General features: G+C 48.2%; 17 protein-coding genes. 2 read left to right on the top strand and 15 right to left on the bottom strand.

The genetic code is table 11. From position 1 onward, the window contains the following. Positions 1–2: 2 nt before the first annotated feature. The 8 genes from OEY58_14975 to gspG are packed head-to-tail and all read right to left on the bottom strand — an operon-like array spanning position 3 to position 5,943. Complete coding sequence (locus OEY58_14975; GenBank protein ID MDH5326758.1) at positions 3–773, bottom strand: type II secretion system protein N; 771 nt, start codon at positions 771–773, stop codon at positions 3–5. Positions 774–780: 7 nt separating this feature from the next. Next, positions 781–1,293 (bottom strand): type II secretion system protein M, encoded by a 513-nt coding sequence (locus tag OEY58_14970; protein MDH5326757.1) that lies wholly within the window; start codon positions 1,291–1,293, stop codon positions 781–783. Between the two features lie 35 nt (positions 1,294–1,328). After that, positions 1,329–2,699: a type II secretion system protein GspL gene (gene gspL, locus OEY58_14965; protein MDH5326756.1), complete on the bottom strand. Its 1,371-nt coding sequence runs from the start codon at positions 2,697–2,699 to the stop codon at positions 1,329–1,331. Further along, positions 2,700–3,785 (bottom strand): type II secretion system minor pseudopilin GspK, encoded by a 1,086-nt coding sequence (gspK, locus tag OEY58_14960; protein MDH5326755.1) that lies wholly within the window; start codon positions 3,783–3,785, stop codon positions 2,700–2,702. Next, positions 3,782–4,438 carry a type II secretion system minor pseudopilin GspJ gene (gene gspJ / locus OEY58_14955; GenBank protein MDH5326754.1) on the bottom strand — a complete coding sequence of 219 codons (657 nt, stop codon included), beginning with the start codon at positions 4,436–4,438 and terminating at the stop codon, positions 3,782–3,784. Before gspJ ends, gspK begins: the two co-directional genes overlap by 4 nt. Continuing rightward, positions 4,435–4,821, bottom strand: a complete 387-nt coding sequence (gspI, locus tag OEY58_14950; GenBank protein MDH5326753.1) for a type II secretion system minor pseudopilin GspI — start codon at positions 4,819–4,821, stop codon at positions 4,435–4,437. The genes gspJ and gspI overlap by 4 nt, the downstream gene beginning before the upstream one ends. After that, the gene (gspH, locus tag OEY58_14945; protein ID MDH5326752.1) at positions 4,814–5,452 is read right to left on the bottom strand and encodes a type II secretion system minor pseudopilin GspH; all 639 of its coding nucleotides are present in this window, start codon (positions 5,450–5,452) and stop codon (positions 4,814–4,816) included. The genes gspI and gspH overlap by 8 nt, the downstream gene beginning before the upstream one ends. A gap of 41 nt (positions 5,453–5,493) precedes the next feature. Further along, a complete protein-coding gene (gene gspG / locus OEY58_14940) occupies positions 5,494–5,943 on the bottom strand; it encodes a type II secretion system major pseudopilin GspG (GenBank protein ID MDH5326751.1) in 450 nt (149 codons plus the stop codon). A gap of 264 nt (positions 5,944–6,207) precedes the next feature. On the opposite strand from gspG, the gene rrtA reads away from it, so the two are divergent. Beyond that, on the top strand, positions 6,208–6,801 hold the full coding sequence (rrtA, locus tag OEY58_14935) for a rhombosortase (protein MDH5326750.1): 594 nt from the start codon (positions 6,208–6,210) through the stop codon (positions 6,799–6,801). 239 nt (positions 6,802–7,040) lie between these two features. On the opposite strand, the gene OEY58_14930 is transcribed toward rrtA, so the two are convergent. The 7 genes from OEY58_14930 to petA form a co-directional block, all read right to left on the bottom strand. Beyond that, positions 7,041–7,430 carry a hypothetical protein gene (locus OEY58_14930; GenBank protein ID MDH5326749.1) on the bottom strand — a complete coding sequence of 130 codons (390 nt, stop codon included), beginning with the start codon at positions 7,428–7,430 and terminating at the stop codon, positions 7,041–7,043. Between the two features lie 149 nt (positions 7,431–7,579). Further along, the gene (locus tag OEY58_14925; protein ID MDH5326748.1) at positions 7,580–8,074 is read right to left on the bottom strand and encodes an O-acetyl-ADP-ribose deacetylase; all 495 of its coding nucleotides are present in this window, start codon (positions 8,072–8,074) and stop codon (positions 7,580–7,582) included. After that, the gene (locus OEY58_14920) at positions 8,074–8,472 is read right to left on the bottom strand and encodes a ClpXP protease specificity-enhancing factor (protein MDH5326747.1); all 399 of its coding nucleotides are present in this window, start codon (positions 8,470–8,472) and stop codon (positions 8,074–8,076) included. Before OEY58_14920 ends, OEY58_14925 begins: the two co-directional genes overlap by 1 nt. 19 nt (positions 8,473–8,491) lie before the next feature. After that, positions 8,492–9,118: a glutathione S-transferase N-terminal domain-containing protein gene (locus OEY58_14915; protein MDH5326746.1), complete on the bottom strand. Its 627-nt coding sequence runs from the start codon at positions 9,116–9,118 to the stop codon at positions 8,492–8,494. Between the two features lie 113 nt (positions 9,119–9,231). Continuing rightward, the gene (locus OEY58_14910) at positions 9,232–9,984 is read right to left on the bottom strand and encodes a cytochrome c1 (GenBank protein MDH5326745.1); all 753 of its coding nucleotides are present in this window, start codon (positions 9,982–9,984) and stop codon (positions 9,232–9,234) included. Continuing rightward, a complete protein-coding gene (locus OEY58_14905; protein ID MDH5326744.1) occupies positions 9,984–11,207 on the bottom strand; it encodes a cytochrome bc complex cytochrome b subunit in 1,224 nt (407 codons plus the stop codon). Before OEY58_14905 ends, OEY58_14910 begins: the two co-directional genes overlap by 1 nt. Beyond that, a complete protein-coding gene (gene petA, locus OEY58_14900) occupies positions 11,207–11,800 on the bottom strand; it encodes a ubiquinol-cytochrome c reductase iron-sulfur subunit (GenBank protein MDH5326743.1) in 594 nt (197 codons plus the stop codon). The genes OEY58_14905 and petA overlap by 1 nt, the downstream gene beginning before the upstream one ends. 399 nt (positions 11,801–12,199) lie before the next feature. Here petA and OEY58_14895 point away from each other — a divergent pair, with 399 nt between their 5' ends. After that, positions 12,200–12,607, top strand: coding sequence for a bacteriohemerythrin (locus tag OEY58_14895; protein MDH5326742.1), 408 nt, complete (start codon positions 12,200–12,202; stop codon positions 12,605–12,607). Positions 12,608–12,668: the final 61 nt, after the last annotated feature.

Genomic DNA, 12,668 nt, shown 5'->3' with positions numbered 1-12,668 from the left:
AATTACAATGGCAAGGCCTGCATCTTTCCCGAATACTTCAGCGGAATTTTTCCATCGGCCCCCGGACGGCCCATGGCATTGATGGCGGAATTCAAATCCGTTTTCAACGGGTCACGCACACGAACACTGCCATTAAGATTGTACTTACCTTCGGTATCAAGATTAAGCAATCCCTGAGCCTCTAAGGGACCGCCTTTATCACTGAGCACACCTTTGATGCCATTTTCATCGGGCTTGACTTCAATTTCCAAGGTACCCAATTGCAGCGGTTTAAATAGGGCAATCTCCGCATTCTGCCAAATAGCATTACCTTCGGCGGAGACAATAAAACCGTCTTCGATTTGCAACTCTTGCAGATTGAGCCGCACAACACCTGCAGGGCTCAAGGATTGCAAACCCAACATGGGAGCCACGTCTTTTAGGTATAAACCTGCTTGAACATCCTGCAGAGAAACCCCCCCAAACAGGCTTTTGGCAATGGCGCCTTTGCCCTGCCCTTCCTTTAAACCAAAATCCAGATACAGTTTCAACTTACCCGTTAACAGACTAAAAAAGGAAAAATCCCATTGCACCCGCTGCAACTGTACCCGTTGTATTCTGACTTGCCCGGCTTTTCCGTTCCACAAACTGCCGTGTACATCCTGTAATTCAACGGGTACGGATTTACCTAGATATTCCTTCCAATAACCGTATGCGGTGCCGGCAGGCAAACCGGCGATGACAAAAAAGAAAAAACTCACCACCCCGATAATGATATATTTGTACGTTTTCATCCAAGTCCTATTGCGTTGCTGCCTGGAATACAAATCGGGCTGATATTAAGCCCGCTTGTTCTTCTTTTTCAATTGAAACCGACTCAATTTCCACGTTGTAGCTGCGCTTCAAACTTTCCGCCCAGCGAATTACGTCGTTGAAATTGGCATTCTCCAACCACACCCTGGCTTTGTTCTCACCGTCAGGCTTTACCCGTTTAACGGAGTTGCCCAGTTGACTGGATTTGGCGCTACGGTCGATGATTCCCAGCAAAGACTGGCCCGGTTGTATCCGCCCAAGCGGCGCGCTACCGGCCTTGAGCACTCTGACTTTGGATGCCTGTTCCTGCATCCAGGTGAGGTCCCGACGCATTTGCTCGGCTTGTTGTTCCAACTTCGCTTTACCACCCACAATGGGATCCCACACCATAGCATACAGGAGCAACAACACCACACTGACGACGCCGCCAACAAGAATTTGCCGTTCCCTTTGCTCTTTGCTGTTAAACCACTGGGTAATCTGTTCGATGTATTGATCCATGACTCATTCCGACCGTTAAATACTTTTTTAGACCGCTATGAACTTTGTTTTAATTGTAAACGGCTTTCCACTTTCTGGTCCCGCGATGATGCAGAGACGATGTCCACTTCCAGTTTTGCTTCATTAATCAGCCGGGCTTTCAATTTATCCAGGGACTCCAAATCGGCGATGTGAATATCCACATCCAGTTTACCGCCGTCAAAACGTATGCTGTTTAATGTGACCGACTGAGTCTCATTGAAAATCTTGCCGGCCTGGGACAACAAGGAAAACAGACTGACGTTAGTGACACTGCCCTGTTGTAATTGACGCAAGCCTTTTTCCATTTGTAACTTGGGATCTACGATAGATCTCGTTTCGGGAAAAGCTTGTTTAAAAACCTGCGTAATCTGATTTCTCAGTTCCTGCTCCTCACTGGCCAACTGTCGATACTCGCTGACAAACAAGCCGCTCTGCAATAACATCCAAGCTGCCAGCACCGCTGCGGCGGCGCGCCAGGGACGCAGCATTTTGCCCAATTGCTCACTACGGCTGTACTCCCCTTGGAGTAAATTGGTAACACGGCCATCCTCATACTGTTGCGCCAATACAGAAAGATGCGATTGCTCACTGGGAGTAAAATCAAAGGCGATATCGTGTTTTTTACAAAATTCTTTTAGCTCTTGCAACACTTCCTGGGCAATAGCGTTACCGTTATGAACCCCCGCGGGCTGATCGATCGTAGGTTCCGATCCATCCACCAAAATGGCGTCATCCAGACTAATCAAGGTTTGACGGTTGGATTGGTCCTCAGTTAAAACCAAACTGAGCTTTTCGGGTCGTTGTTCGTCATCTAAGGCTTCGTACTGCCCGGCAAGAAAATGAGGCAGGTTTTCCAGATCCAGCGTCAACGCTTTTTGTTCATCCAAGCGCAATGATATTCTGAGCTCCCCCAAATCCCCTGTGTCCGCCACCACACTCCAGTTACCTTCCTCATAAGGCAACAGTTCCGCCTCGCTGCAAATCACATCCGGATGCAACCCGGCTTGCTTGAACTTCCGTAACCAGCTCTCCAGTACAGTGCGCTCCAAAACGGCGCACGAAATCGTTCCAGTCGCAGTACGTCGGCCGGTGGCAAAATGCAGCAAGTCCAGATCGCTTACCAACTGCTCTTCCATTGCAAAGGGCAATGCTTTGGTCAAGCGTTGCTTGTTCATCACGGGTAAAGCCACATCCGTGAGTAGAATATCAAACCCTGACACCAGCACAATGACCTTACAAGCAGTGGCATGATTGGACGCCGTGGCCGCATCACCATAAAACAGCGGTCCGGGCATTTGCCCCGGTTCCTGTACCACCCAGGCCAGACGGCTCTGACCCTCGGCAGCAAAATTAGAAGGTATTTTTATGAAAATCTTGCGTTTCATTTACAGAGTTCCCAAACCACGACGTAAGGTGGTAACTTTATTTTGATCCCGTTTGACCAGGCTCATCAAGGTCATTTCCATCCGACCGATTTTTGCCTGAGATTGTACCAGATAGTACTTGCTGCCTGTACTCAATAGCTTCTTTAAGGCTTCGATATCCTGTTTATGGACATCCTGTAATGCGCCAGTGGGATTGGTATCAGGGTTTTTCAGCTTATTTTGCAATTGCCCGTTCAACTCGTCCAGAAGCACCGTAAGATCCTTCAAGCCTTTGAAATCTTTTGCTTCCTCATCTCTTTTCGTAATTACTTTGGCTACAATATCCTGCGCCATGGTTTGGTCCACATCCGTCACAGCCAGCACCATACTGGTCAGCAGCACTTGACTGGCAGAGTTTATGTTAATCGTTGCATCTCCAGGCAGAGCATTCACCAGTGGCGGGCCGGACTTGGGAAACATTGCGGCATAGTCATTACGGAGATTAGCCGCATCTTCGGACATGCGCAAAATCAACATTAATTCACTGACACTGCTCACCGGCCGGTTAGCGGCTCGAAATGGATGACGTTGCAAGTTCTGATAATCCGTATCCTCAGCACCGTTACCTCCCACACCCAGTGTTACATCACTGTTATTATCCAACCAATCCACCAGCAGGTTAGCCACGCCGGGATTGTTTTCAAAAATCTGTTCCGATAACTGCTGAAATACTTTTACATGAAATGGCGACTTCGCACCGGTGGCATCCACCAAAGTATTTATGGGAAAACCGGAACTGGCGTCGGTTATAAAACCGCTAATGCTGCCACCTTCAACCGGAATGGGTGGCAAAGGTGTGGCCCAGTCTTCCGCTCCATGGTCCACTTGCATATCCGTGTCCTTCAACAAAAATTGGGACGCCCATTGTTCGCCCCCCAGGGTATACAGATAAGCCTGGTCTGCGTGTACCAAGTTCTCCGTACGGCGCATATTGAGTTGTTGTTTGTTGTGAATCGCTACGGCCGCAATAGTAGCCAGGGCCACCACCAAAATGGCGGTAATCAAAGCCACTCCCTGCTGCCGCAGGCGAATTGATTTTCCCATCATGCACCGGGAACCCGAAACCAGCGCTCCATCTTACCGAAACTCTTGGTTTCCAATTGCACCGCTACCCCAGCCGGTGCAGTCCAGGGCATTTTTGCTCCGGTTTGCGGATTAATGGCCGTATCCGGAGGCCAGGAGCTATGCCATTTCTGTTTGCTATCCAAGTAGCGAAATTCCAGAGATTTCACATCTTCCAGCAACACCATGTCATAGCGCTCGCTATCCTGAGTTCTATCCAGGACATACCAAATACTGCGTATTAGCTGCTCATCCTTGAGGGTATAGGCCACTCGTTGCATACTGCTTCTGGGAGTGGCGTTGGGATTGGGATTTAGCCAACCGGTTCGAGTCAAGCTCAACAGGTACTCTCCCAGCTGATTCCCTACTAAGGCATCGGCCTCAACACTCAACTCGTCGCGAATGCCCCGATCGATGGTTTGTTCAATATCCCGACCCAACCAGGTAAATGCGCTCTGCAGGCGGGTCAGCCGTTCTGCAAACTCCTGCGTACGCTGGCTCTGATCCAAGACATTATTCAATCCGGCATAGGCCATTGCCGCCATGAGCGAAAAAATCATGACGGCAATAAGCAGCTCCAACAAAGTGAAACCGCGATTACTGTTGAGAGATTTCCCGAAATCTTCACCCAGACTCATGTCGGCCGCCCCACAAACCCGGTCAGGCTGGTGACACTGTTTTCATCATCCTCTTTGAGTTTGACGCGGATTATCACTTTTCGAACGGTTTTATCTTCCGTGTTTTGCACATCCATTTCCCAAAACCATTCATGCTCAGCCATCACCATACTACCCCGGGTAGAGCGCGGCGAAGGCCACTGACGCATCATCTGTATTTCCGCCATTTTGTTCATCGCCACCCAATGGGCAAAGGTTTTTTCCTGCAAAAATCCATAATTACGCACTGTGGCGGACACGGTGGTGATTATCGCGGCTAAGGCAACGGCGATAATAGTCAAGGCGATAAGCACCTCAACCAAAGTAAATCCCTTGCTCCGCCTTTGCTGTGAAATTCTAGACATCGGAACCGTCCTCAGCTCCGGGGGCAACCAAACGCACTTGCCCCAAAAAGTTAGCCCGTACCGTATAGGGCTCGGTATCAAAAAACTTCAATTTCAGCGTAAACTCGGTCATTTCACCGCTGGAAAAAACATAAACCCGAGGCGGGTTTTTATCGTCCTCAAAGGAGGCCGGTTCCCCCTGATACTCCAGTTCCAAGCGCAACTCATCGGGAAAATCACGTTTTCGAAACACCGAGTCCTTAATGGGCACCAGTTTATCGCCTTCGATTTTGGCGAACTCATAACCGCTCTTGCGAATCAACATCGCCATGGAACTGCCTTGCAACACCGCTTCCTCACTGGCGAGACCCAACAAATAGTAAATACGCTTGGCCTCCTCTTCGACAGTACGGTCGCCGTGTTGCCCCACGGATAAACTGGCAAAGGTGATAATAATGCTGATAACCAGAACCACCACCAACATTTCGATAAGCGTAAAACCGCGGTTCTTAACGCTGTAACTCTTAAAAGGATTTTTGGAACCATGGCTCGTAAAACCATGACTTATAAAACCATGACTTATAAAACCATGACTTATAAAACCATGGCCCTTAAAATCATAGCACCTGAGTTTGGAGACTGGTCTGTTCATACAAGGATGGCGTACGTCACCAGCGGATGACGGCGGCTTGATCAGGAATTCAGATCCCAATTACCGACATCGGCATTGGGCCCTTCGCCACCCTGCTGCCCGTCAGCACCGTAGGAGAAAATATCGATTTCGCCTTTAACACCCTGATCAGAATACTGATATTGACCACCCCAGGGATCTTTGGGAAGGCGATCCATATATTGTTTCCAGTTTTTGGGCTCCGGAGTCCCGCCGGGTTTTTGTACCAACGCTTGCAGCCCTTGGTCCGCTGAGGGATAGACAAAATTATCCAATTTGTACATTTTTAAAGCACTTTCAATGGCCCGAATATCCTGTTGTGCCTTAACTCGACGCGCTTCGTCGGGGCGGTCCATGACTTTGGGCACTACAATGGCTGCCAAAATCCCCAGGATAATGACCACCACCATGACTTCAATCAAAGTAAAACCCTGCGACAACCGCAGCTTTGAATTTCCAATGGGTTTTTGCATGTTCACATCACTCTCCAAATTATATTGTTTTTCAATTAGTTATATTTCACGATTCAGGCGGCACTCCGCTCGCCATCATAGCAGTGTGCGCAATGGCAAACCACGGAACAATTTCACAACCAGTACGGTTCAACCCAAAACCACACCTTATACGCACTCAACTTGCAACGAGCATCCAACACTATATCAGCACAAACAAACACGTTAGACTGTCGGCAAATCCTGTTCCAACAGGCAACATTTCATATTAATCAAACCAGTTGAATGCAAACAGTAAGATATTATATCACTCCCATTACCCTTGCGTTGATTGTGACCTTAATCGCGGCTATTGGTTCAGAGCTGCAGCTGGGCCTACGTTACGACCGTGAAGCGATTCTGGACGGTCAATGGTGGCGTCTGATCAGCGCTCACTTAGCTCACCTGGGCTGGTCGCATTTATTCATGAACTTGCTGGGCTTAGGCCTGATCTGGGCCTTGTTTGGCGCCCACTATCCCAATCGAGTCTGGATCTTAGCATTTCTGCTGGGTTCATTGGGCGTCAGCGCAATGTTGCTGTGGCTCAACCCGGAACTGCATTGGTATGTCGGCCTCTCAGGCGTTCTGCATACCTTTTTTATACTGGGTTGTTTAGCCGATATAGAGAAATCCCGCTGGGGCGGTACCGGGCTGTTGCTGGCCGTATGCGCCAAATTGGCTTACGAGCAGTTTAGCGGTCCTCTGCCCGGCTCCGAGGCCAGTGCCGGGGGTAAGGTGATCGTGGATTCGCATTTGTATGGGGCAATATGGGGGGGGGTGGTTTACTTAGGAGTTTATTTGTGGGGAAAATTGAGGGAGCGATTTTTTGGGGGGGGTTAGCTTTTTTGGGTTTGGTTCTTTTAACGAAATCAGTTTTAGTCAATTAGATTGAATCTTTTTTAAATATGTTTGCCGGGTCCCGCCCCGGCGGGCGGCTTTTTTTGGGTACTTTTTTTGGCCGAGCAAAAAAAGTACCTCGCCCGCCGGGGCGAGTTCCCGGCAACCATATGTAAAAAAGATTCAATCCAGTTAACTAGAACAGATACCGTTAAAAGAACCAACCAAAACAATAACGCGTCTCACCTCCGATGCTTATGCTCCTTATGCCTTCGATTATTCTCTTCGCGTTCCCTGCGATCGGCATCATGGTCTTTATCGTAACGCTTACTGCGGTATTTCTTATGGTGCTCACCATACCTCTTATGCGGATGCGGCCCCAGCTGCAAAATCACCCGGTCGTGTGAGTTAAGAACAAAGCCCGGCGGTAATACATCCACCTGAACCCAGACATTACCGCGACGGTAATGGTAATACCCGGTCACCACATCGAAATAAACCCCAACACTGGGATAAAAATGATAATCGTGCAATTCATGCGGCAGCGGTGGCCGTGGAATGGGATCTACCACGCATGCCGGTGCCCCAAAAACCAGGACCAGCGCGAGTAGACAAAGTCGAAACGGATTCATGATACACCTCGGGGAAGAGTGCTTGGGGACTACAAAAACCATAGCGCGATTTGGCTTAAAACACACTGACCTCGGTCAGTGATCAGGTGGTTTTAAAGAGACGGAGAGAGAGAAGAGAGAGAAGAAAGAATAGAGAGCAAAAAAATAGACTAAGCCAAACGTGCCGCTGTATCTCGAATCAATTGATAATCCACATCCCCGTGACAACACAAAACTATACGTATTTGCTCCACATAGGGTTTTAGTGTGTCCAAAGCGATTTTACAGGCCTCGGCTTTGGGGTATCCGTAAACACCGGTGCTGATGGCAGGAAAGGCTATGGACGCTAAGGAATGCTGCAGCGCCAAAGCGATACTATTGCGGTAACAGGATGCCAACGATTCCGCTTCTCCCTGGCCGCCACCATGCCATATGGGACCGACCGTGTGTATCACCCAGCGTGCCGGCAATTTAAATCCGGGAGTTATTTTGGCTTGACCGGTTTTACAGCCGTTTAAAGGGCGACAGGCCGCCAACAACTCCGACCCGGCAGCACGGTGAATCGCTCCGTCCACACCGCCGCCTCCCAACAGACTGGAATTAGCTGCGTTGACAATGGCATCCACATCCAGGCGGGTGATATCACCCTGGATGACCTCCAACATTATTTTACGACTCTAAGTTTAGGCTGTTTCGGCTTTGGATCATCATCGGGAGTGGTGGGCGGAGTGGGTTCTTCCTCTTCCGTAAACACCATACCACGCCCGTTTTCCTTGGAATAAATGGCCAGAATGGCAACCACCGGAGTGGTCACTTGCATCGCCTTACCACTGAACCGTGCATTAAACACCACAGCATCATTACCCATATCCAAACCGACCACGGCCGAGGGCGAGACATTGAGGATAATTTTTCCGTTGGAAATGTGTTCTGCAGGGACGTGCACATTTTCTGCTGTGGCATCCACCAGCAGGTACGGTGTCATTTCATTATCCACAATCCATTGGTAAATCGCCCTTAGTAGATAAGGACGACTACTGGTCATTTTCTTCTCAGAACTCATGCTTCGAAAAAAACACCGGTTACAAATGCATTTCGTTTTCGACTTCGCTCAAGCTGGCCTTAAAGGAATCCATCTCAAACAAACGTTTGGCATAGTCCAATACCGGTTTGGCACTACCGGGCAGCTCAATTCCATATTTGGGTAAGCGCCATAATATAGGACCAACCACGCAATCCATTAAAGAAAATTCACTACTCATGAAAAACGGTTTTTGTTGGAAAATCGGCGCGACCACAGTCAGGCCTTCAGCCAATTCCTTGCGGGACTTCGCCGGATCCGGATTGTTCGGGTTCTGAATCGCTTCCACCAAGGAATCCCAATCCTTTTGGATTCTACGCAAGGTCATCCGGGTTCTGCCGCGAGACACCGGATCTACCGGCATTAATGGCGGGTGAGGAAAACGTTCATCCAAATATTCCATTATGACGTGAGAGTCGTATAACACCAGATCACGATCTACCAGTGTTGGTACGGCGCCATAGGGACTTAATTCCAACAAGTCTTCCGGCGGGTTAGTAGGATCGACGTAAACTACGTCAAAGTTAATGCCTTTTTCGGCGAGTACAATGCGAACTCTGTGGGAGTGTATATCCGAAGCGTCGGAAAACAGAGTCATGACAGATTTTCTATTGGCGATAACGGCCATCTATCCCTCTCTACGTTAACGGAAAATTTGGAAGTGACCGCGCATTATACATGAAAATTTGAGAATTGCCCCAAATCCATTACAACTATTTGATTAGTATAAAAATAGCAGATTTATTTGATGTCTTTCCAGTATTCTTTTTTGAGGAATACCAGCACAACAAAATACATAGCAAGAAAAATTAACACCCATTTGCCCAATGCTAATCGTGTGTTTTTGGTGGGTTCGCCAACATAAGCCAGAAAATTGACGATATCTCTTACCACCGCATCGTAGTCTTTGGCAGCCAATTGACCTTTTTGTACCAGATTCAGCCCGGCAATCACTTTGTGCTCCACGCCGTCCGGGGTAGTAACACTGCCGTACACGGCTTCCTGTAGTCCTTGCAATTCCCATAATACATGGGGCATAGCCACGTCTTTAAAGACCGCATTATTAACACCCCAGGGACGGGAATCATCGCGGTAAAACGAACGTAAGTAGGTATAAATCCAATCCACTCCTCGTGAACGAGACACCACCGACAAATCGGGAGGCGTTGTGCCAAACCAACGCTTGGCATCGTCGGGCAACAAAGCCACATTCATAGGATCGCCCACCTTCGCCCCGGTGAAAATCATCATGGATGACACTTCATCTTCCGTGAGCTGCAAGTCCTTGGCAATTCGGCTATAGCGCATAAATTGGATGGAGTGACAATTGAAACAGTAATTGGCAAAGTACTGTGCACCGCGACGTAGAGATTCCTTATCCAAAGGATCGATATCCGCTTTATCCAAAGTCAGCTTGGAGGCAGCAAGCGCCATGCCCGGCAATACCAGGAGTAAGGCACCCAACACCACAAAACTCTTATATTGAACACCCATTACTTGGTCACCCTATCCGGTGGTTCCTTGCATTTATCCCAGCGCGAATAGAAGGGCATTAATAGGAAAAAAGCAAAGTACAAAATACTGAATAGCTGCGAGAACCGCGTGGCCAGCGGTGTTGCGGGCACCGTACCCAAGTAGGCCAAGCCAATGAAGCTGACCGTAAAAAGCGCAAGCGCCGTTCTGAAAATCCAACCTTTATAGCGAATCGACTTCACGGGACTGCGATCCAACCAGGGCAACAGGAACAACACCGCGATGGACGCCCCCATACACATGACGCCCAAAAACTTGTCCGGCACTGCCCGTAAGATGGCGTAGAACGGAGTGAAGTACCAAAGTGGCGCGATATGCTCAGGTGTTTTTAACGGATTGGCTGGGACAAAATTGTCTTTTTCCAGGAACCAGCCACCCATTTCCGGCGCGTAAAAAATAACTACGGCAAACAAAAACAAGAAGGCTACTGCTCCCGCCATATCCTTAATGGTGTAGTATGGATGAAACGGAATTCCGTCAATGGGAATGCCTTTTTCATTTTTATGCTTTTTGATTTCAATTCCGTCAGGATTATTAGAGCCCACTTTATGTAACGCGGTTAAATGGAACACCACCAGGATAATCAACACCAGCGGAAAAGCGATCACATGGAAGGCGAAAAATCGATTTAATGTGGCGTCCGCTACCACATAGTCACCACGAATCCATAGAGCCAAATCACTGCCTATGTAAGGTATGGCTCCAAACAGTGAAATAATCACCTGCGCACCCCAAAACGACATTTGCCCCCAAGGTAACAGATATCCCATAAACGCCTCTGCCATTAATAGGGCAAACAGAAACATCCCGAACACCCACAGCAATTCTCTAGGCCCGCGGTATGACCCATACAGCAACGCCCTGAACATGTGCAAATACACCACAATAAAGAAAAAGGAAGCGCCGGAAGAATGAATATATCGTATCAACCATCCCCATTTCACATCTCTCATGATGTACTCCACCGATGCAAAGGCTGTATCGGCGGTGGGCTTGTAATTCATGGTCAGGAAAATACCGGTGAGCAGTTGTATCACCAGCATCATCAACGCCAAAGAACCGAAGAAGTACCAAAAGTTCAGATTCTTCGGTGCGTAATAGTGAGATAAATGATCCCGCCAAAATTGGGTAACGGGAAATCTAGCATCCAGCCATTCACGACTGATTAACCACCAGTTTTGCATTATGCGTGCTCCGGATCCACACCGATTAATAAACGGGTTCCTGTTACAAAACGGTACGGCGGTACCACCAAATTAGAGGGTGCCGGTACCCCGGCATAGACCCGGCCAGCCAGATCATAACGTGAACCGTGGCAGGGACAAAAAAACCCGCCCTTCCAAGCGGCGCCCAAATCAGCGGGAGCCAAATCCGGACGGTAGGTCGGAGCACACCCCAAGTGAGTACAAATCCCGATCATAACCATAAATTCTGGATTTAAAGAACGATGAGGGTTCTTGGTGTAATTGGGTTGCTGAGTCAGTTCATTCGATTGAGGATCGCGCAAATCGGAATCCAGAGTCTTCATACTATCCAGCATGGCTTCACTGCGACGAAGAATCCAGACGGGTTTACCGCGCCATTCCACCGTCATTAGCTGTCCGACTTCCAGTTTACTGATATCAACATCGACCGGGGCACCTGCCGCTTCAGCTTTGGCACTGGGATCCATTGATAGAATGAAAGGAGTGGCAACGTATGCACCACCGACCCCGCCCATAGCGGCCGCGGCGGCCAGCAAAATCCGACGTTTTTTCTTATCGATTTCCTCGCTCATCGCCTATCCAGCCTTTTGTATTCTCAACATAAATTCACTCCCGGCGACCAAAATACAGGTGCAAAGCATAGCAGATTTATACCAATATGCATCCATTAATTTATTAATATTATGATAAGCTAATGCGATTAAAGCTTGGCCTATTCTTTTTCTAAGGAATTACAGTCAATAATTCAACACGTTAGACGTCTTCTCATGGCGCAATAATCTCCGAGCAAATCGATGTAACGAAGTTGCTGCAAAATCTAAAATAAAATTTAAGATTCAACCAAAGATCACCTCTCCCCTGCCGATAAGCAAAAACACAAAGCCCCCTTCATATAAATTGCTGCCGCATGCTTGTTTGCCTAAAACCGAGGGGGCCGACAAATCCACCCAAAATAACAAGAGGACGTTACTATGGCATTGCTACAGTGGTCAGATGATTTGGCGGTCAACATTGAATTTATAGATTCACAACACCGGGAATTGATGAATGGCGTGAATCATTTGCACAGTATGGCAACACAGTCCCCACCGGATCAAGGACGGATCAGCGATGCGCTGTTTCAATTATTGGAGCATGCCATGAACCACTTCATTGCTGAAGAGGAAATGTTTCAGCGTCTGGAGTTTCCTGAATTGCCTGAATACAAATCACACAATGATGCTTTTAATCTTAAAGCACAATCCATTATCCAAGAACTGGGAGACAACCCCACGCTTTGTTCCGATACGCTGGAATACTTAAAAAACTGGCTCACAGAACACATTCTTGCTAAAGACAAATCCTATGCAAAATTCCTGAACCGCAACGGTATAAATTAGTTTTGCTATTCCACGAGACAAAAAAAACCCCGCGATGCGGGGTTTTTGTTACTCAGTCGAG

The organism is Gammaproteobacteria bacterium (genome assembly GCA_029882975.1).
Lineage (GTDB): Bacteria > Pseudomonadota > Gammaproteobacteria > SZUA-152 > SZUA-152 > JAJDNG01.
The sequence above is the reverse complement of the archived record's forward strand: the minus strand, read 5'-3'. Positions and strand labels throughout refer to the sequence as shown.

What these genes read in the sequence shown, in the direction of transcription:
- OEY58_14975 (MDH5326758.1), bottom strand. Translation starts at nt 773, where the DNA reads ATGAAAACGTACAAATATATCATTATCGGGGTGGTGAGTTTTTTCTTT.
- OEY58_14970 (MDH5326757.1), bottom strand. Translation starts at nt 1,293, where the DNA reads ATGGATCAATACATCGAACAGATTACCCAGTGGTTTAACAGCAAAGAG.
- gspL (MDH5326756.1), bottom strand. Translation starts at nt 2,699, where the DNA reads ATGAAACGCAAGATTTTCATAAAAATACCTTCTAATTTTGCTGCCGAG.
- gspK (MDH5326755.1), bottom strand. Translation starts at nt 3,785, where the DNA reads ATGATGGGAAAATCAATTCGCCTGCGGCAGCAGGGAGTGGCTTTGATT.
- gspJ (MDH5326754.1), bottom strand. Translation starts at nt 4,438, where the DNA reads ATGAGTCTGGGTGAAGATTTCGGGAAATCTCTCAACAGTAATCGCGGT.
- gspI (MDH5326753.1), bottom strand. Translation starts at nt 4,821, where the DNA reads ATGTCTAGAATTTCACAGCAAAGGCGGAGCAAGGGATTTACTTTGGTT.
- gspH (MDH5326752.1), bottom strand. Translation starts at nt 5,452, where the DNA reads ATGAACAGACCAGTCTCCAAACTCAGGTGCTATGATTTTAAGGGCCAT.
- gspG (MDH5326751.1), bottom strand. Translation starts at nt 5,943, where the DNA reads ATGCAAAAACCCATTGGAAATTCAAAGCTGCGGTTGTCGCAGGGTTTT.
- rrtA (MDH5326750.1), top strand. Translation starts at nt 6,208, where the DNA reads ATGCAAACAGTAAGATATTATATCACTCCCATTACCCTTGCGTTGATT.
- OEY58_14930 (MDH5326749.1), bottom strand. Translation starts at nt 7,430, where the DNA reads ATGAATCCGTTTCGACTTTGTCTACTCGCGCTGGTCCTGGTTTTTGGG.
- OEY58_14925 (MDH5326748.1), bottom strand. Translation starts at nt 8,074, where the DNA reads ATGTTGGAGGTCATCCAGGGTGATATCACCCGCCTGGATGTGGATGCC.
- OEY58_14920 (MDH5326747.1), bottom strand. Translation starts at nt 8,472, where the DNA reads ATGAGTTCTGAGAAGAAAATGACCAGTAGTCGTCCTTATCTACTAAGG.
- OEY58_14915 (MDH5326746.1), bottom strand. Translation starts at nt 9,118, where the DNA reads ATGGCCGTTATCGCCAATAGAAAATCTGTCATGACTCTGTTTTCCGAC.
- OEY58_14910 (MDH5326745.1), bottom strand. Translation starts at nt 9,984, where the DNA reads ATGGGTGTTCAATATAAGAGTTTTGTGGTGTTGGGTGCCTTACTCCTG.
- OEY58_14905 (MDH5326744.1), bottom strand. Translation starts at nt 11,207, where the DNA reads ATGCAAAACTGGTGGTTAATCAGTCGTGAATGGCTGGATGCTAGATTT.
- petA (MDH5326743.1), bottom strand. Translation starts at nt 11,800, where the DNA reads ATGAGCGAGGAAATCGATAAGAAAAAACGTCGGATTTTGCTGGCCGCC.
- OEY58_14895 (MDH5326742.1), top strand. Translation starts at nt 12,200, where the DNA reads ATGGCATTGCTACAGTGGTCAGATGATTTGGCGGTCAACATTGAATTT.